Raw genomic sequence first — 18028 nt, forward strand, 5'->3', positions numbered from 1 at the left:
TCGACACCACCTTCTTGTCATTTTCTGCAACGAGCGCAACTGAAATAATCGGAAACCAAGGTCTTCCGCACTGCTTATCTATCAGAAGTAGGTAACTTAATGCCGTATTCCCTTACGGCGGATTACCTTCTCGGCCGTCATAAACAGGATGCTTATGTCGAGGCCGAACGAGCGACGTTCGAGATATTCGATATCGAATTTGACCTTCTCCGGAATCGGCAATTCGTCGCGTCCGTTGATCTGCGCCCATCCTGTCAATCCGGGCAGGAGCTTGTCGACGCCATGGGCCGTCCGCAATTCTATAAGGTCGTATTGATTGTAGAGTGCCGGCCGTGGGCCCACGAAACTCATCGTCCCCTCGAGAATGCACCAGAGCTGCGGCAGTTCGTCGAGGCTGGATTTGCGCAGAAACGAGCCGATGGGCGTCAGAAACCGATCCGGGTTTTCAAGCAGATGCGTGGCAACCGTCGGCGTGTCGACGCGCATGCTGCGAAACTTTGGCATCAGAAAGATCTGATTGAAACGGCCGACACGTTTTGACCAATAGAGGATTGGTCCGGGCGAGGTGAGGCGAACACAAAGAGCGACGATGAGGATTGGAAGAAGCAGGATCACCGACGCAATCAAAGCCAGCAAAAAATCCACCGCCCGTTTCAAACCCATGCTCCACAGCTCCGCTCCATCGACCGACCATCCGCCGTTCACGCTATCGCCTTGCCGTATCGTCAAAAAGCGTTTCGCGTCAACTGGAGGACATGGTGTTTTATCTCCGGGCATGCTCGGTCTATCATCGACCCGTCGCCCTCCTCCTGCCATGCCCATTTGGGTTAGACCACGCTTCAACCGGTCGGCTGCTTCTCCCCGGGAGGACTGATCATGGGTCCCTGCTCCCCACGGTTGGCAACTTGTGTGATCGATACGGACCGGCGCCGCTCGTCGCCCCGGGTGCCATTCTGTTTAGTACGCTGATGTAGGCTCTGACATTCATCCGGCAGGACACTTCACGGCATGGGATCCCTTGAAGGACCACTCCGCACGCCGAGTTACGTCCGATGAAAGGCTGTCGGAGGGCCGAATAAAAAGTATTACTTTTTAACTGCGCGACTTGGTTTTGCGGCGCTCTGAGACTATCTACATCCAGCCATCATCGTTGAAAGGTCCACAAGCGACCTTTCAACCGGGACCTGAACAGTGGTCCAGAATAAGCTTTCGAAAGGATGTATCATGAAAGTCTCCGGCGATCTTCTCATCGGCGGCGCGGTTCTGCGGGGCGGCGCAGCCAGCTTTTCCGCCACCAATCCCGCCAGCGGCTCACCTATGGAGCCGAGCTTTGCGGGAGCGACGAAAGATCAGGTGGAGCAAGCCACGGCTGTCGCCTGGCATGCTTTCCCCATCTATCGGGAGACACCGCTGGAGAAGCGCGCGCTTTTCCTGGAGGCGATTGCTGAGAACATTCTCGAACTCGGTGACGATCTGATCCTGAGAGCAATGGACGAAACCGGCCTGCCGCGTGGGCGTCTCGAAGGCGAACGTGCGAGAACCGTCGGCCAGCTGCGCCTGTTTGCCAAAGAAGTACGCGAAGGTGCATTCCAAGAACTGAGGTTCGATCCGGCCGATCCCGACCGGAAGCCTGCACCCAAGCCTGATCTTCGTCTTCGCAACGTGGCTCTCGGGCCTGTGGCGGTGTTTGGCGCTTCGAATTTCCCTCTTGCCTTCTCCGTGGCAGGCGGCGATACGGCCTCCGCCCTTGCCGCCGGCTGTCCCGTTGTCGTGAAGGCTCATTCCGCTCATCCCGGAACGTCGGCGCTTGTCGGCAGTGCCGTCCAGCAGGCGGTCGCAGCAAGCGGCCTGCCGGCAGGAACTTTCGCCTTACTGTTCGACGCTGGTTTTGAGGTTGGACAGATGCTGGTCGCCGATCATCGGATACGCGCTGTGGGCTTTACGGGCTCCCGGCGCGGCGGAACCGCGTTGATGAAGATTGCGTCGGAGCGGAAGCAGCCCATTCCGGTCTACGCCGAAATGAGCAGCATCAATCCCGTCATCCTTTTCCCGAACGCCCTGCAGAACAACGCAGAAGCGATCGGGAAATCGTTCGCGTCCTCCTTGACCTTGGGAGCCGGTCAGTTCTGCACCAATCCAGGCCTCATCATCGCAATCGATGGCGGCGGCCTCGACACGTTCATCAACGCTGCCTCAGCAGCTCTTCAGGAATCTCCGGCTCAAACGATGCTGACCGGAGGGATATGCGAGGCCTATCGGAAGGGTGTCGCCAGACTGCAGGCGTCGTCTTCCGTATCGCAGTTGGCGACGGGAAAGCAGGGAACACCGCAACAGGCAACGGCAGCCCTGTTTGAAACGACCTCGGCCTCTTTCCTTTCAGAGCCCGAGCTTCAGGAGGAGATATTCGGCGCAGCAGGATTGATCGTGCGTTGCCGTGATGAAGCAGATTTGCGCCAAGTCGTGAACTCTCTGGAAGGTCAATTGACGATTGCCTTGCACGTCCACCAAGACGACTTGTCGAATGCTGCGCAAATGATTTCCCAGTTGGAACTTCTCGCCGGTCGTCTCCTCGTGAACGGATTCGGCACCGGCGTCGAGGTTTCTCCGGCGATGGTGCACGGCGGGCCGTATCCGGCGACGTCGGACGGTCGGTCGACTTCAGTCGGCACGCTGGCAATCTATCGGTTTTTGCGACCGGTTTCCTACCAGGACTTTCCGGCCGAGTTGCTTCCGGCGCCGCTTCAAAGCAGGTAGCCCCCAACATCCGCTTTCTCCCTGCGGCCTATCTCATGAGGGAAACGAAACCAAGGGCGCTCGACCTTTTCAGGGGGCGCCCTCCCCGCACGCGACCATCTACGCGCAGCGGACGTGGACGGTCGACCGAGATACCCGACCGGACCTCACCGCAAGTGGGAACTGGTCGTCTCTTTAGACATTTTGTTGACTTCGTCTCACTTCGATCGACGGCGGGATTTGAAACCTGCTTGCTGTCGATATAACGGGGCATGGCGGAATATCGGGGCATGGCGGAGCATTGCGATCGCCTGCCGAATTCGTCGCGTTAAAATCCGGATCAGCATAAGGCGCGGTTCTTTTTGCTCGCTGCCGCGACAGAACAAAAAAGCGAATCCCGAAGAAGCGCACGCGGGAGCATGCATACTCTAGGAAAAATGTAGACATACTTTATTTTAGCGTCGTCTATTCCGGAGGGTATGATGAAGATCACAAGACGAGCTTTCACTGCGGTGGTGGCAGGCGCCATCGCGACACCTTTGATGCAGGTTCGACTGGCTGGCGCGGCTGACAAGGTCGTGCGCATCGGTTACCAGAAATATGGAACTCTGGTGCTTCTCAAGGGCAAAGGGTTGCTGGAGAAGAAACTCAAATCCATCGACTACACCGTTGAATGGACCGAATTTCCGGGCGGTCCCCAGCTCCTTGAGGCCCTGAACGCTGGTGCTGTCGATTTCGGATCGACCGGGGAAACGCCGCCGATCTTCGCCCAGGCGGCGAACGCTCCGCTTGTCTACATCGCACATGAGCCGCCCGCCCCGCGCGGTGAAGCCATACTTGTCCCGAAGGATAGCCCCATAAAGTCCGTTGCCGACCTGAAGGGCAAGAAGGTCGCCTTCAACAAAGGCTCGAACGTGCACTACCTGCTCGTTAAGGCGCTCGAAGAAGCCGGTTTGACCTACGAGGACGTGGAGCCATCTTTTCTCGCCCCAGCCGACGGCCGCGCAGCTTTCGAAAAGGGCGCGGTGGATGCATGGGTCATCTGGGATCCCTTCCAGGCAGCGGCGGAAGTGGCGATCGAAGCGCGAGAGCTCAGAAACGGCGAGGGCATCGTTCCCAATCACCAGTTCTATCTCGGCACGACTTCACTGGTCGACGGCCACGCCCAGGCGATCGATGTCTTGATTGACGCTATTTCCGAAATCGACGAATGGACCAAATCCGACACCGCCGCTGCGGCTGCAGAGCTGTCACCGTCGGTCGGCATCCCCGAACCTGTCCTCGTCAAGGCGCTTGAACGTCAGTCGTACGGGATCAAGAGCCTGGATGACGCCGTCGTCGCGCAGCAGCAGAGCATCGCCGACACCTTTTTCGAACTCAAACTCATTCCCAAGAAAGTGACGATTGCGGATGTCGTCCGCAAGGGCAAGGCGTGATGCCCATCTTCAGGATCTGAGTACCGGCTCGTGCGAGAAGGTCTGGCCGCCTTCTCGCACGACATTCAGCTTGGACACCGAGCTCCGTGTGAAACGTCCGCGAGCTCGCTCCTTGGCTTGAGTGAAAGCAAGGAAGAACAATGCGTGGTGTTCTCCCGACAAATCCCAATTCGATCCGGTTTGGATGGAAAACCTAATTGGCGGCAGCCGTCTTGGCAGTCAAATCTCTCAGAAAATCATTGCACCAGCGAGAGACGTCATATTCGAGCAGATGATCCATCATTCCCCGCCAGCGTTCTCGGCGTTCTTCGATTGACATGGTCAGTGCCCTGGCAAGAGCGTTGGCGGTGCCTTCGACATCATAGGGATTAACGAGCAGCGCGCCTTTCAATTCGCGGGCGGCGCCCGCAAAGCGGGAGAGAACGAGGACACCCGGGCGATCCGGATCTTGCGCTGCGACATATTCCTTCGCGACCAGGTTCATTCCGTCGCGCAACGGCGTTACGAACCCGATCGTCGCAAGACGGTAAAGGCCAGCGAGCACATTTCTGCTGCTGGACCGATTAATATAGCGGATCGGCACCCAATCCACGGTTCCGATCGCGCCATTTACCCGGCCTGCCTGTTCAGCCACCATTCGCTGCATCTGCTCGTATTCCGGTACTTCGGATCGCGATTTCGGGGTAATCTGTAAGTATGTCACCTTGTTTTGATAGGCTGGATTGGTGGTGATGAAACGCTCGAAAGCGTCCAGACGCTGAGTAATGCCTTTCGAGTAGTCGAGCCTGTCGACGCCGATGATCAGGTCGCGACCCTCGATGCTCTGGCGGGCCTTGCGGACCAGGATGTTTGCCCAGGCTTTGCCTGCAAGTTCAGCGAAAGCCGCGGTCTCGATGCCAATTGGGTAGGCAGCTGATTTGAATGTCCGTCCGTGTGAATCAAATAGGCCGTCGCCGAGGTCGTTGCCGATGCCCTCTCGCGTGAGATAGCCGGCAAAATTCTGAAGATCATGGTCGGTCTGGAATCCGAGAAGGTCGTAGTGCGACAACCCACGCATGATTTCCTCGTGCACCGGCATTGTGACGAGCACGTCGGCTGATGGCCAGGGGATGTGCAGGAAGAAACCTATTCGGTTTTTCAGCCCTATCCGGCGCAGTTCCGCCGCCAGCGGAATGAGATGATAATCATGCACCCAGATGACGTCGTCCGGCTCGATCAGCGGCGCCAGCCTCTGTGCGAAGAAGCGGTTGACGCGGAAATAGCCGGCCATTTCCTTGCGGCCATACTCTGCAAGATCGAGCCGATAGTGGCAAATCGGCCAGAGAACGCGGTTGGCAAAGCCGTGATAATATTCCTCGACGTCGGTATCGGTCAGGTCGGTCACGGCATAGGTGATGTTACCTTGCTGCTGCCGCGAGAGCTTCTCCGGTTCTCGGCTCCCGCTCGACTTGCCCGACCACCCCATCCAGATACCGCCGCGTTCCTGGAGAGCGGCCTGCAAGGCGACGGCAAGACCGCCCGCCGGTGCCACGCCGTCTTTATCGGGAATCGGCACTCGATTGGAAACGACAACAAGCCGTGCCATTGCAAAGTCCTTTCATGGAGTGTTCTAGCCTCGAATGGCCAATGATCCGATCAGTCCGCGAAGCTGCCACATGGCAGGAGACCGAGACGCCCAGAACGCGAGTCGACGGATTGCTACACTTACCTGTTTTGACTTCGCCAACCAATACTTGGTCGGTAACATCGTCGGTGATGACCAGCAAACTTCGTCCAGACGCCTTCTGCCACATAGCATGCGATCGGGCTAGCGGCTTTCCAGCGCTTTGAGTCATCAATGTTCGGTGACGTTTTCGGGTTTGATTTTTCAGTTTCGCGATCTTGGCCCAACTCGTACCTGACATTCTGTCACGGCTGGTGCCTCATCAGCCCCGCGGTGCCTTAAGAAGACTTGGGCCGGCTGCCGCTGATATTTTCGACCAACTGGTCGAGTGACGCGACGACTCGGTCAGACGCGCCAACCGATTGATATGGTTCAACCCGGCTGGACGGACGCGTCCGGCCGGGTTGAGTCTGGAGCTTTACTTACCCATCATCTGCTTCGCGTTATCGGGCGTAATGGCGGTGGTATCGACCGTTACTGTCGCTGGCACCGACGATGCGCAGTCCAGCAATATCGACTTGGCCATGTCGACCGCCTCTTTGGCTCCTGTCGGATATGTGAAGGTCGCTGACCAGTCGCCCTTTGCGACTGCCTCGATCCCGCCTGCCGGACCGGGCAAGCCATCGGTCCCGATGATCTTCACGCTCTTACCGGCACCCTTCGCAGCAAGTAGCGCACCCGCCGCCATCATGTCGTTGCTGGCATAGACCATCTTGATATCAGGATGAGCCTGCAGCATGGCGGCGAACGCGGTCTGCGCTTTATCCGGCAACCAGTCTGCCGCTTGTTCTGCCACGATCTGGATCTTGGAGTTGGCTTTCACACCATCCTTGAAGCCATTGAGCCGTTCGACGGCCGGTGTGGAACTAGGCAGTCCCTGCAGCACGGCCGCCTCGCCGCCGTCCGGCAGAAGCGTCTTGCTCGTATATTCGCCGGCGGCCAGCGCGATTTTGTAGTTGTCTCCTCCGATGAAAGCTGTGTAGTCCTTGCCAGCCTCACCGTTCGTCTTGCGGTCAAGTTCGACGACCGGGATACCCGCGTCCATTGCCCGCTTGACGGCGGGCGTTAGCGGAGCCGCCTCGAAAGGCGAGATCAACAGAAGGTCAACCTTTTGGGTGATGAAATTGTCGACCTGCGATGTCTGGGTGTTGACGTTGCCCGCGCCGTCAGCGATCTGCAGCGTGAACTGCGGGACTGCCTTGGCGGCTGCCTCTAGTTCATCGTTGACGTGCTGGCGATAAGGCTCCGCATTATTGGCCTGCGAGAAGCCGATGACGAACTCGCCATCCTTGGCGCAAGCCTTCACCAGCGGATCGGCAGCGTGAGCCACGCTGGCAATAGCAAGGCATGAGCCGGCCAGGAGTGCCATGCGCCCGGCATGCGACAGTCGAAGTGCATTCTGTGTCATTACTTTCTCCTCCACATTGATCCCGGATCCACCTTCCGGGTGATGCCGCCACACTACCTGCCCAATCCTTCGCGGCGACGAACGAGGGATTGAAGGACTGCCGCCAGAACGATAATTGCCGCTGTGGCAAGCAACTGCATCGCTGGCGTGATATTGTTCAGCTGCAATATATTGGCCAAAGCGCCGAGCATGATCGTACCGGCGATTGTTCCGACCATTGAACCCGACCCACCAAACAGGCTGGTTCCGCCGATGACGACAGCCGCGATGGCCGTCAATTCATATCCGGTTCCATCATTGGCACTCCCAAAGTTGAATTGCCCGGCATGGACGATGCCAGCAAGCGCGGATGCAAAGCCGGTAATGGCGTAAACGGCGATCTTGATTGCCGAGACCGGAACACCTGAGATGCGGGCGGCACGCTCGTTTCCGCCGACGGCATAGACGTAACGGCCGAATCGGGTCGTGTTCAGCACCAGCGTGGCGATGCAGGCAAAGATCAAGAAGACGATCGTAGCCACGGGAACGACGTTGCCGAATAACCGGCCGCCCAGAATGGCAAAGATGGGCGGAGCGAGCCCAGGACCATCACCATAAGAGATATTGATGTACTGATTGTCCGACACAACAAGTGCAAGCCCGCGAGCTGCCTGTAGACCGGCAAGAGTCACGATAAACGCTTCAAGTCGAAACTTGCTTGAGATCGCTCCCTGGACCAACCCGAAGCAAATGCCCATCAGCAGCACTGCCAGCACCGTCGTGATCAGCCCAAAACCGCCTGAGACCATCAATGTTGCTGTTACCACGCTCGCAAGACCAAGTGTCGCCCCGACCGAGAGATCAATTCCGGCCGTGATGATCACGAACGTCATTCCGATCGCGATGATGCCAGTTTCGGACACCGCGCGGACGATGTTGGCGATGTTGTCGGGTTGAATGAACAGGATGACACCATGCCGACGCGGTGAGAAAATGATGCCCCCGGCGAAGACGAGTATGAGGCCGATCAAGCTTTGGAAGCGGACCAACACCGCGAGCGGATCCATCCGCTTGGCGGGCTGAATGGCTGGATTGGATGTAATTTGCTGTTCGGACATCAGGCCTCCCTCCCGTTGGCGGCCGCCAGGACTTCGTGTTCGTCGACGCCGCCAGAAAACTCAGCAACGCTGCTGCCGTTGCGCAAAACTACTATTCGATCGCACAGGCCGATCAGCTCGGGCATCTCGCTCGAAGCGACAAGAATGCCCAATCCCTCTGAGGCAAGTTTGCGCAAGCGGGCGTAGATTTCCCCCTTTGCGCCGACGTCGACGCCACGCGTCGGCTCGTCGAGAAGCAACAAGCGCGGATTTCCCAGCACTTCCTTTGCGAGGACGACTTTCTGTTGATTTCCCCCCGAAAGTGCCCCGACCGCGATGCCGGGATTCTTGGGACGGATGTCGAATTGGCCGAAAGAACTTTTGATCGCATCCTCTTGGCGTCGCGCCGACATAAAGCCCCTTGGTGATATCCAGCGGATGATCGACATCACCAGATTGAGACCTACAGACATACGCAACATGAGACCGGCTCCACGCCGGTCATCGGTTACGAATGCCAGTCCTGCCCTGCGAGCGGCCGCGATCGATTTGAGCCTGGTCGGTCTGCCACCAATCGTGATGTCCCCATGCCATTGGCCCGGCACGCCTGTTCCGTAGAGTGCGCTCAAGAGCTCGGTTCGACCCGCCCCCATAACACCCGCGAGCCCGACGATTTCGCCGCTACGAACATCGAGATCGACTTTGATTGGCGCCTGCCACCCGGGCGACACGCGATGTGGGCGGAAAGAAGCCTGCCGCATCCGCAGGAGCACGTCACCAACACTATGTGCGCGGCGCGGATAAAGCTCGTTCAAAGGACGTCCGACGAGAAGCTGCACCAGTTCGGCCTGCGGAGCATCCGGTTTGGTGACGCCAGCCACCTTGCCGTCGCGCATGACCGTTACGCGGTGAGCGATCTGCGGGACTTCCTCAAGACGATGCGAGATATAGACGATGCCAACGCCCGAGGATGCCAGGCCACGCATGATGTCGAACAATCGATCCACTTCGCCAACGGTCAAGGCAGCCGTCGGCTCATCCATGATGAGGGCTCTCGATGCGTAGGAAAGCGCCTTGACGATGGCGACGACCTGGCGCTGGCCGATCGAAAGCTCACTGACGAACTGGGTGGGATCGATCGATCGGTCGATCGCTTCCAGTCTTTTGCGCGCCTCTTGCAGCATCGCCTTGCCATCGAGCATGCCATGCCGATGGACAAGCTCGCGCCCGAGAAAGAGATTGGCGGCCACGGTCAGGCTCGGAACGAGGTCTAGCTCCTGGAAGATCGTTGCGATTCCCGCTGCTTGTGCATCACGCGGGCTGTGAAATCGTGCGGGTTTGCCGTCGATGAAGATCTCTCCCTCGTCCGGCGTATTCACACCGGACAACAGGTTCATCAACGTCGATTTTCCTGCACCGTTTTCACCAAGCAGCGCATGGATTTCGCCAACCTTTAGTTCGAAATCCACGCCACGAAGCGCCTGAACGCCGCCGAAGCGCTTGACGACACCTTTCGCTGAAAGAACGACGTGGCTCATGCTGCTTCTCCACACGATTCACGCACCCGCAAAACCGGCGACAGTCGAATGGTCTCGCGGGGGCGGCGCTTGTTGCCTATCCGCTCGATCAGCAAGTCCGCCGCCTTCCTGCCAATCTCATCGCAAGGCTGGGCCATCAGCGTCAGGCGCGGTTCGAAATAATCTGCCCATTCGAAATCATCGATCCCAAGTACGGAAATGTCCGCGGGAACACGCAGCTTCCGTTCCCGGATTGCTCTCATAGCCCCGATCATCGCCAGATTGTTCGAAGCAAGAATCGCTGTCGGCGGCTCCTTCAGCTCCAGCAAACGGTGCGTCGAAGCAGTGGCGTCGGCGGTGCTGCGATTGCCGTCGCTGATTAAATTGTCCTCTACCTCTATTCCCTTCTCGGTCATCGCTGCGCGGAAGGCCTTTGCGCGCTCCACAGTCGTCGCAAAGCCGGGTTGACCGAGAATGATCCCAACCCGTCGATGATGCAGCGTCACGAGATGATCGACGAGCGTTCGTATTGCGGCGACGTTATCCGTCCCGACCTGGTCGAAACGGTTGTCGGACAGCCTGTCAACAAGCACACAGGGAAGGTCGGACCGGATGAGATAGTCCAGCGCCTTTTGAGGATCGCCCGAAGGCGCAAGTATAATCCCGTCGACTCGGCGCTGATGCAGATGCTGGACCAGTTCCAGCTCCCGGACCGGATCATCCTGCGTGTCACAGAGGAACACGATCAAGCCTCGTTTGGAACACTCGGCTTCAATCGCGCAGATAATGTCACTGAAGTAAGGGTTTGAAATCGCGGAAATCGCGAGGCCGACGGTACCCGTCGATGACAGTTTGAGCGATCGAGCGACTGTATTGGGGATGTATCCGATCGCCTCCACGGACTCGATGACGAGCTTGACCTTCTCGGGCGAGACGTAGCGCGTCTTATTGAGAACGTGCGAAACCGTGGAGACTGAGACCCCGGCCGCCTTTGCCACCTCGGAAATAGTCGTCATGAGCGCACTCCAGCTCTCGCCAGCAGCGCAACAAACAGGTTTTTCAAACTATCCTCCCAAGCGGAATTCCAACCTCCAGAGGCTCTCCCAGGATCCGCTAATGTGGTCACGCTAGCGCCATCGAAACGTTTGCGCAATCGTTTTTTTCTGCTAATCGTTCATCGTTCTTGTCGGTGAAATCTCTTGGGAGGGAGATGCCATGCTGAAGGGTGTGCCGCCGTTCATTACGGCCGACATGCTGTGGGTCATGGCCTCCATGGGTCACGGCGACGAACTGGCAATCGTGGATCGAAACTTCTCCGGCTTTCGTGTGGCGACCCAAACCACGAGCGGAAAGCTTCTCATCTTGGAGGGTGTCGATGCACCGACTGCAGTCCGCGGGATCCTTCAGATGATGCCCTTGGACACGTTCGGTGAAACGCCTCTGATGCACATGGAGGCCGTCGACGCGCCAGGTGAGTTGCTGGAAGTACACAAAGACGTCCTCGCCGTTTGCAGTGAGGCAGAGGGGCGTTCGATAGCGAGCCAAGCTGTCGAAAGGTTTGCGTACTATCCCATCGCGATGCGATCGTTTGCAGTCATTCAGACGGCTGAATCGCGCGCCTACGGGAACTTCATCCTTAAGAAGGGCGTGGTCTGAGGGTTCTCTCCTACTAACAAATCTGCGACTTGCCACTCTTGACTGCATTGCGGCCTCTTCAGGTGCGGTCCGACCGGCACCGATAGCGGCTTCTCCGGCTCGATCCGCACGCTGGCGCTCAACATTAGGGTCTGCTCGCCCGGATCGACAAACCCCTCCGAGGACGGCTACCAGCTGATCTGGTCCCCCCAACCGCGACTGAGAGCCCGCTCAGGCGGGACCGAACTGCTGACACAAACATCCATTCGGGGCGGCTTCGGGGCACTCTCGCTTCGGCTATGAAGGAAAGAAGATGAACTGGGTCAGCCCCGCAAATACCGGACAGTTGTTTTCGGTCGGTAGCCGCGAGCACGTTTTTGTTTCACCAGTTCGAGGAACAGTCGAACGGCTTCCTCCTCCCGTTCGAAGACATGGTGCTTTTCCTGCCCACGCTTGCCGATCCGTCCCCATCGCCGCGTCAGGCAGGGCTCTCCAAACAGCGTCTGTCCAATCTCTATGGCGTAATAGCGCGCCATGTTCTTCGCCGGATCCGCTCGTTCGATATAGAGGTGGTAGGGCTGCACAGACATGTTGGCATCATCGTCAAACGGGACGGCGACGTCCAACGACACATTTGAATCAATCACATGCGACTGATTCATTTCCGTGAAGGATGGTACTTGGGGAGGCTGCCGTCGGCGCTCGGTTCTAGTCGCGGTGCGACCGGAGAGTGGTGGAGGCAGCTGTTTCGGGCAAGCGGGCAAAATTAGAAAATTTTGTCTATGGATTTTATATATTATATCGTTCCATAGCCCTGTCGATTTTAACAATGAGATTTTCGAACGCCCGGCGGATGCTTCGTTGGGCGCAGGTGACTTGCCGTCTTCTTCCAAGATCAGCCAGGAGGTTTCCATGAGCAATCCAGTTCTCGTCAATCAGATCATCCTCGAGTCCGATGTCGTGCCGCTGACCGGCCGCGTCGGAGCCGAAATCAGGGGTATTCGCCTCGGCGGAGACCTTTCGGACGCAACGGTGGCGGCCATCAACCAGCTTCTCCTGAAACACAAAGTTGTCTTCTTCCGCGACCAGGAACATCTTGACGATTCCCAACAGGAAGCCTTCGCACGCCGCCTGGGCGACCTTGTGCCTCATCCGACCCAGGGTCCGGTGACCGGCACGGCCTCCATCCTCAATCTCGATTCCAGCCGCGGCGGCGGCAGGGCGGACCAGTGGCACACCGATGTCACCTTCGTGGATGCCTATCCTAAATTCTCGGTCCTTCGCGGCGTCGTCATTCCGGCAGCTGGAGGTGATACGATCTGGTCAAACACCCATGCCGCATACGAAAGTCTGCCAGCATCGCTCAAATTGCTGGCGGACAATTTATGGGCCGTTCACAGCAATGCCTATGACTACGCAGCCGTGCGCCCTCGTGCCACCGCTGAAGAGAAGAAGCATTTCGAGGAGGTTTTCACCTCGACCATCTACGAGACCGAGCATCCAGTCGTGCGTGTCCATCCCGAAACCGGCGAAAGATCGCTGCTGCTCGGCAATTTCGTTCAGCGTCTGGTCGGCTTGTCGAAGAGCGACTCCGCGAAACTCTACGAGGTGTTCCAGTCCTACGTTACCGCCCCGGAAAATACCGTGCGCTGGCGTTGGAGAGCCGGGGATGTCGCGATCTGGGATAATCGCGCGACCCAGCACTATGCTGTCAACGACTACGGCGACCAGCACCGGGTCGTGCGCCGCGCAACCGTTGACGGCGACGTCCCTGTCAGCGTCGACGGCCGCCGCAGCGTAACCCACGTCAAGGCCGCCAAGCCGAAAGCAAAGGCCGCGTGAGCGCGGCCGGACCAGGGACGACCAAGCAGCTTTATATCGCGCGGTGCTTGCCGCCGCTTGCGACACCGACAGTCATCCAGGCGTCGCGAACAACCTGATGGCACCCCATTCCCGACCCACTGCATCGCCCAGCGCGGCGATGCAGCTTTGGGCGGCTGTAGCCATCCATTCACAGGTTGGGACAATAACTCTCACACGTCGTCAAAGGCTTTGACGACGTGCTGCGCCTTTAGCCACTCTGTTGAGCAGCGACGCTGCCGCATGGCTTTGCAAGACGATCTGAGGCACCAGATCGATATCCGGAAGGCTGCCCAGGCCGAGCGGTCCCATCGCGAACAGCCCATGTAGCGCGCTCGCCTTGGTCCGCCCGCATTCGTCTACGACGATACCGATCTCGAGTTCGTCACGCGTTGCCAGACCCGCAACGATAAGCGAGCGAACGAGCGGGCTATCGGTCCCGGACGGCCGGAAGCGGCAATCTATCGTCAGATCCGCGGGAAGGACCTCGAGCCCGGCCGGCGCCGAAAACAGCACGCCGTTTGTGGCGATACAATTTACTTTTCCCTTCCTAACGGCGATCGCGCCGCTGGCGATCGCATGGTGCAGGCGCTGATAGTGCTCAGGCGGCAAGCGGTTGCGATGACTGTCGTAAATGGCCTTCACGTGGCGTTTGAACCGTGCCCGCTCTTCCGGCGTCAGTCCTGCCCAGAGATCTCTCGCACGTGAACGAAAGCCGTTCATAATGCCTTGCCATCCCGAACCTTCCAGATCGGCTTTGGCGGCGGCCTCACGCAGGAAACGGAACGTGCCGCGCAGCGTCCCCGGCATAGGTTGGTCCGTGACAACAGATCCAACGGCGGCGGGAGCATGCGACTGAGGCAGAAAGCCCGACTCCGAGATCAATGTGACATGGGAAATCTTCGAGTCTGCCAGCAAGCCGAGCGCCCTGTCGACCGCGTGGATGCCGCCGCCGATCACGACAGCGTTTTGCGTTTCACTGGCAGGAGCCGCGTCCGAATTTTCACGCATCCCGTAACCCGTCGCGAGAAACACCGCGTCAAAGCGGGTTCGCTGATCAGCTCCAAGGAAAACGGAATATCCTCCGTCCAGATGCCTATCGATCGCCGTGACCGCTTCCGAGCCAAATTGCACGATGACATCAGGCCGATCGGTCAGGGCTTCGGAGAAGCGTTTATACACATAGGCGCTGAAGATTTCTCCGGGCACAAAGGAGTTTTCGAGACCGGCAGGATCCGAGATCAGGCGATCGCGCCACGTGTCATCCGTTTCCAGCCATCGACGAAAATCATCCGGCAGTCGGGGATCAACGGAAAGGTCGCGAACGCGGCTGGTCAGCACCGTCGACGCGGGCTGACTTATGCCCTCCCCGATATCTATCTTTGCTCGTGGATCGAACATCACCAGATGGAAAGGCCTATCAACTCTTTTGAAAAGAGCGATTGCGGTCATGATCCCCGTGAAGCCTCGGCCGACAATCGCAATCCTTGTGAGATGGTCCGCATCCTGGCTCTCCGAAATCGAAGAACGTGACGAGAGAAGAGTCATTCATCGGCTCCTTCTGCGTTGGATCGGTCGGGTCTACATCCGATAGACCCGACCAGTCGCATAATTCTCTACCAAAATAATAGAAAATCATATCTCGAACGCAAGCACTATTCGACTTGGAACGATGACTGCATGGTTTGGCGTCTGGCGGGCCTTGGCCTCCCTTCCGGCTGCCGGCTTCACGCATTCCGGAGCGCGGCTGACGGGCGATGCAGCGACTTGGAAATAATTTCCCAGTTCCTGCGAAAAAAGAGAGGAATTTTAGAGCGGCGGCAAAGATCCAAGTAATTTTAGACCATCTATCGCCGGCCAGATTAACCTAACGTCTGCATGCGGGATGTCGCGACATCCCGCATGCAGAAGGAAGCTAGCATGACGGTTCCACTGGTCAGCTTGAGCAATCTGTCGACCGAGCCATCCCCCTCGCCTCAGGTTGCCGCAATCTGGGAAGCTCTTTGCGCGGAGGCCGTCAACGCTTCGGCCAAGGATGCAGCACTCACACGCGCCATGAATTCCGCGGTGCTTTATCATGCGAGTTTCGCCCAGGCGCTCGCTCAGCGCGTCGCGATCAAACTGGCCAATCACGACCTCGACCATGACGAACTGCTGGCGGTGATTGCGCAGGCGTTCGTCGGCAATCGCAATATTGTCGCCGATGCCGCCGCCGACCTGACGGCGATCAAGGAACGCGATCCATCGAACACGGAAATCCTGACGCCATTCCTTTATTTCAAAGGCTTTGTGGCTTTGCAGGGACAACGGGTCGCCCACTGGCTTTGGCATCATGACCGCCTCCATCTGGCGCGCCACATCCAGAGCCGAATTTCTGAAGTTTTCGGCGTCGACATTCATCCCGCCGCAAAGATGGGGAAGAGCATCATGCTCGATCACGGGAGCGGCCTGGTCATCGGCGAGACTGCGGTCGTCGAAGACGACGTCTCGATACTCCAGAATGTTACATTGGGAGGGACGGGCAAGGAAACCGGCGACCGGCACCCCAAGGTACGACGCGGCGCTCTTATCGGAGCGGGAGCAAAGATTCTCGGCAACATCGAAATTGGCGTCGGCGCCAAGGTAGGTGCAGGCAGCGTGGTCATAAATGCTGTTACAGCCTACACATCGGTAGCAGGCATTCCGGCGAGGCAGGTGGGCAAGCGCCACTTCAACCTCCCCGGCATTACGATGGACCAGACCTTGTCTGAACCGGAGTATACGATCTAACGCGGCGCAGTGCGAGCTATCTGCTTGCCCCGGCGCGCGCCCTTTGCCGCGCTGGCGCTGGCAAGTGTTCGGGTGGCTCATCCTGCGCGGCCACGATCGGTCTGCCGACGATGCGACCGAAGGGCGGTGGCAACTCGATCTCAACCTGTCCAGGGACAAGGCTCCGAAAACAAAAAAGCCTGCCGCGGGAGGAGGTGCGGCAGGCTTTCTGAAAACTGAACAGCGACTGGGAGGAGGAGTGCCGCTGTTCCGACAGACGTCCCTTGGGAGGAGGAGTGGGCCGTCTGAAAGTCGAAGCTTTGCGGGAGGAGGTGCATTGCTTCGATGGGTCTCATCATACACCGACCATAGATGGTGCCAATGTCTTATGCTGCACTGCAGCTATGCAAGAAATACAAGCCGGAAAGCTTTCCATACGAACGAGGACGCAACCGACCGCAGTCATGGCGTTCGACGCAAAAACGCCCGCGTCAGGAGCGGGCGTCAAGCAGTATTAAATACCAAGTGCTGTGCGGTTAGCGCGCGATCGATGCGCGGGCAACGCTGCGAATATCAGCGCGGTCGATGCCGAGGTCCTGCAGTTCACGGCTGGACATGCGGCCGAGTTCGGTGACGGTCTGACGGAACTTGCGCCAGTTGTTGAAAGAGCGTGCTACGTTCATGATAATCCCCTTTCCTGAGGGCTGTCTGACGTCAGCAACCTTGCTTGGCTCCGGCGTCGTTTCGATGATTGGAATATAGGCGGTTCAATCGGTTTAAAACAGCGACAATCTCTCACCTCAGCTATGCGACAGACGCATGGGCTGTTTCTTTTTTGCGCGAAATGCATGTTTTTAAGGCTGGAGACGATCTTGAACTAGTCGAATTGCAGCTCCGTGATTTCGGCTGATGGAACATGCGGATTTGGCAGCTTCAGAGGAACGGACGAGGACCCTGCCCGTCGAAGGCCGCCCTCTCGATTAATAGCCGCGGGGCAATAATCTTCGACGATCATTCTTGGGCCCTGCCTGCCAACCATTCACCATTCCCATGGCAACGACGCTGATAGCGAGGCAACGCTATGGGAGCAAGCAAAGCCGGATTCTGCTTTCAGCGATCAGGATAGCAATCCTGTCCACCCCTCTTCGAGCAGAAACGCTTGTAGTCAACAGCTACGGCATGCCTTACGAGGAGATCATAGATCCTGCAAACATGCCGAACGTGACGTCGTGCAAAGCCCCCTCCCCGGCTTCACGGGGACGCCCGATTGGCGCAGAAGCGCGAACTTTCGATCATCAACGGATGTGCGTCGAGCCGTCCTGTCGAAGGAGCTGCGGGAAGACCTGCACCAGTATGGTAGGGCCAATGGCGGGCAGCAGCCGTGCGCAGCCAATCACCACATCACTATCCCTATCCGATAAGGCAAGAATACAGGTTGGTTCGATTTCGTCGAATTGATCGCGCTACCGACCATTGGATCTGGAGACGTTCCAGGCGAGCCGGTCCGCGAAGATGTGCGCCCGGAGGCGGTACATTTGATCGAGAAGCGCTGCGTTCTTGCTCGACGTCGGCGTCTGGATTGCTATCAGCATGATCCCCTCCGCAATTGTGCTGGTGTGCGGATCTCGATGTGCGGAAAGAGGCGGGTTCATTCCAGTCGCAAATCTGCGAGTCGCTCGTCTTGGCGGCTCAAGGCGCGGCCTTTTTCGCACCGAAGCGCTCCGTGCACATCAGACCGCCACCTGCAAAGTGCGGGTAAAAAACACGGGCTGAGCGACAAGCTATATCTTTAAGTTTTTGAAAAATATGGAAAAGCGTTGGATCCCTTTACCGGCAGCAAGCTGTTTATTAAGTTTTCGTTAACCAAAGAACGTTTGACGACTCAGGCGATAACTGCAACCTTTGCGACGGAAAATGCGCGATGATCACTGAAAAACCGTCGCGAGGTGAAA

The 18028-nt window shown here is 57.9% G+C and carries 14 protein-coding genes and 1 pseudogene; 5 read left to right on the forward strand and 10 right to left on the reverse strand.

The window, feature by feature from the left end; all coding sequences use genetic code 11:
• Window positions 1-96: 96 nt before the first annotated feature.
• Window positions 97-663, reverse strand: coding sequence for a sugar transferase (locus CUJ84_RS36415; RefSeq protein WP_105010270.1), 567 nt, complete (start codon window positions 661-663; stop codon window positions 97-99).
• Between the two features lie 561 nt (window positions 664-1224).
• On the opposite strand from CUJ84_RS36415, the gene CUJ84_RS36420 reads away from it, so the two are divergent.
• Together CUJ84_RS36420 and CUJ84_RS36425 are read left to right on the forward strand one after the other, a co-directional pair.
• Window positions 1225-2754: an aldehyde dehydrogenase (NADP(+)) gene (locus CUJ84_RS36420; protein ID WP_105010271.1), complete on the forward strand. Its 1530-nt coding sequence runs from the start codon at window positions 1225-1227 to the stop codon at window positions 2752-2754.
• A gap of 461 nt (window positions 2755-3215) precedes the next feature.
• Window positions 3216-4169: a sulfonate ABC transporter substrate-binding protein gene (locus CUJ84_RS36425; protein ID WP_027687167.1), complete on the forward strand. Its 954-nt coding sequence runs from the start codon at window positions 3216-3218 to the stop codon at window positions 4167-4169.
• Window positions 4170-4362: 193 nt separating this feature from the next.
• Here the strand turns inward: CUJ84_RS36425 and otsA are convergent, their stop codons facing one another.
• The 5 genes from otsA to CUJ84_RS36450 form a co-directional block, all read right to left on the reverse strand.
• The gene (otsA, locus tag CUJ84_RS36430) at window positions 4363-5754 is read right to left on the reverse strand and encodes an alpha,alpha-trehalose-phosphate synthase (UDP-forming) (RefSeq protein ID WP_105010272.1); all 1392 of its coding nucleotides are present in this window, start codon (window positions 5752-5754) and stop codon (window positions 4363-4365) included.
• 496 nt (window positions 5755-6250) lie between these two features.
• Window positions 6251-7240, reverse strand: a complete 990-nt coding sequence (locus CUJ84_RS36435) for a substrate-binding domain-containing protein (protein WP_105010273.1) — start codon at window positions 7238-7240, stop codon at window positions 6251-6253.
• 53 nt (window positions 7241-7293) lie between these two features.
• Entirely contained in the window at window positions 7294-8337 is a 1044-nt protein-coding gene (locus CUJ84_RS36440) for an ABC transporter permease (RefSeq protein ID WP_018247080.1), read from the reverse strand.
• A complete protein-coding gene (locus CUJ84_RS36445; protein ID WP_105010274.1) occupies window positions 8337-9854 on the reverse strand; it encodes a sugar ABC transporter ATP-binding protein in 1518 nt (505 codons plus the stop codon). Before CUJ84_RS36445 ends, CUJ84_RS36440 begins: the two co-directional genes overlap by 1 nt.
• Entirely contained in the window at window positions 9851-10849 is a 999-nt protein-coding gene (locus CUJ84_RS36450; protein ID WP_105010275.1) for a LacI family DNA-binding transcriptional regulator, read from the reverse strand. The genes CUJ84_RS36445 and CUJ84_RS36450 overlap by 4 nt, the downstream gene beginning before the upstream one ends.
• 199 nt (window positions 10850-11048) lie before the next feature.
• Between CUJ84_RS36450 and CUJ84_RS36455 the strand changes: the two genes are divergently transcribed.
• On the forward strand, window positions 11049-11489 hold the full coding sequence (locus CUJ84_RS36455) for an RbsD/FucU family protein (protein WP_105010276.1): 441 nt from the start codon (window positions 11049-11051) through the stop codon (window positions 11487-11489).
• Window positions 11490-11791: 302 nt separating this feature from the next.
• Here the strand turns inward: CUJ84_RS36455 and CUJ84_RS36460 are convergent, their stop codons facing one another.
• On the reverse strand, window positions 11792-12058 hold the full coding sequence (locus CUJ84_RS36460; RefSeq protein WP_199788900.1) for a WGR domain-containing protein: 267 nt from the start codon (window positions 12056-12058) through the stop codon (window positions 11792-11794).
• Between the two features lie 322 nt (window positions 12059-12380).
• Between CUJ84_RS36460 and CUJ84_RS36465 the strand changes: the two genes are divergently transcribed.
• Entirely contained in the window at window positions 12381-13310 is a 930-nt protein-coding gene (locus CUJ84_RS36465; protein WP_105010278.1) for a TauD/TfdA dioxygenase family protein, read from the forward strand.
• Between the two features lie 201 nt (window positions 13311-13511).
• Here the strand turns inward: CUJ84_RS36465 and CUJ84_RS36470 are convergent, their stop codons facing one another.
• Entirely contained in the window at window positions 13512-14876 is a 1365-nt protein-coding gene (locus CUJ84_RS36470) for an FAD/NAD(P)-binding protein (protein ID WP_105010279.1), read from the reverse strand.
• A 372-nt stretch (window positions 14877-15248) separates the two neighbouring features.
• Between CUJ84_RS36470 and cysE the strand changes: the two genes are divergently transcribed.
• Window positions 15249-16097, forward strand: coding sequence for a serine O-acetyltransferase (gene cysE / locus CUJ84_RS36475; protein WP_018247044.1), 849 nt, complete (start codon window positions 15249-15251; stop codon window positions 16095-16097).
• Between the two features lie 515 nt (window positions 16098-16612).
• Here cysE and CUJ84_RS36480 read toward each other — a convergent pair.
• Window positions 16613-16759 carry a DUF1127 domain-containing protein gene (locus tag CUJ84_RS36480; protein WP_003552150.1) on the reverse strand — a complete coding sequence of 49 codons (147 nt, stop codon included), beginning with the start codon at window positions 16757-16759 and terminating at the stop codon, window positions 16613-16615.
• Window positions 16760-17371: 612 nt separating this feature from the next.
• A pseudogene (locus CUJ84_RS39125) lies at window positions 17372-17728 on the reverse strand (acyl-homoserine-lactone synthase).
• Window positions 17729-18028: the final 300 nt, after the last annotated feature.

This window comes from Rhizobium leguminosarum (assembly GCF_002953715.1).
Taxonomy (GTDB): Bacteria; Pseudomonadota; Alphaproteobacteria; order Rhizobiales; family Rhizobiaceae; genus Rhizobium; species Rhizobium leguminosarum_V.

Excerpts from the sequence above, each read along its gene's own strand:
- CUJ84_RS36415 (WP_105010270.1), bottom strand. The coding sequence starts at position 663 with ATGGGTTTGAAACGGGCGGTGGATTTTTTGCTGGCTTTGATTGCGTCG.
- CUJ84_RS36420 (WP_105010271.1), top strand. The coding sequence starts at position 1,225 with ATGAAAGTCTCCGGCGATCTTCTCATCGGCGGCGCGGTTCTGCGGGGC.
- CUJ84_RS36425 (WP_027687167.1), top strand. The coding sequence starts at position 3,216 with ATGAAGATCACAAGACGAGCTTTCACTGCGGTGGTGGCAGGCGCCATC.
- otsA (WP_105010272.1), bottom strand. The coding sequence starts at position 5,754 with ATGGCACGGCTTGTTGTCGTTTCCAATCGAGTGCCGATTCCCGATAAA.
- CUJ84_RS36435 (WP_105010273.1), bottom strand. The coding sequence starts at position 7,240 with ATGACACAGAATGCACTTCGACTGTCGCATGCCGGGCGCATGGCACTC.
- CUJ84_RS36440 (WP_018247080.1), bottom strand. The coding sequence starts at position 8,337 with ATGTCCGAACAGCAAATTACATCCAATCCAGCCATTCAGCCCGCCAAG.
- CUJ84_RS36445 (WP_105010274.1), bottom strand. The coding sequence starts at position 9,854 with ATGAGCCACGTCGTTCTTTCAGCGAAAGGTGTCGTCAAGCGCTTCGGC.
- CUJ84_RS36450 (WP_105010275.1), bottom strand. The coding sequence starts at position 10,849 with ATGACGACTATTTCCGAGGTGGCAAAGGCGGCCGGGGTCTCAGTCTCC.
- CUJ84_RS36455 (WP_105010276.1), top strand. The coding sequence starts at position 11,049 with ATGCTGAAGGGTGTGCCGCCGTTCATTACGGCCGACATGCTGTGGGTC.
- CUJ84_RS36460 (WP_199788900.1), bottom strand. The coding sequence starts at position 12,058 with ATGTCTGTGCAGCCCTACCACCTCTATATCGAACGAGCGGATCCGGCG.
- CUJ84_RS36465 (WP_105010278.1), top strand. The coding sequence starts at position 12,381 with ATGAGCAATCCAGTTCTCGTCAATCAGATCATCCTCGAGTCCGATGTC.
- CUJ84_RS36470 (WP_105010279.1), bottom strand. The coding sequence starts at position 14,876 with ATGACTCTTCTCTCGTCACGTTCTTCGATTTCGGAGAGCCAGGATGCG.
- cysE (WP_018247044.1), top strand. The coding sequence starts at position 15,249 with ATGACGGTTCCACTGGTCAGCTTGAGCAATCTGTCGACCGAGCCATCC.
- CUJ84_RS36480 (WP_003552150.1), bottom strand. The coding sequence starts at position 16,759 with ATGAACGTAGCACGCTCTTTCAACAACTGGCGCAAGTTCCGTCAGACC.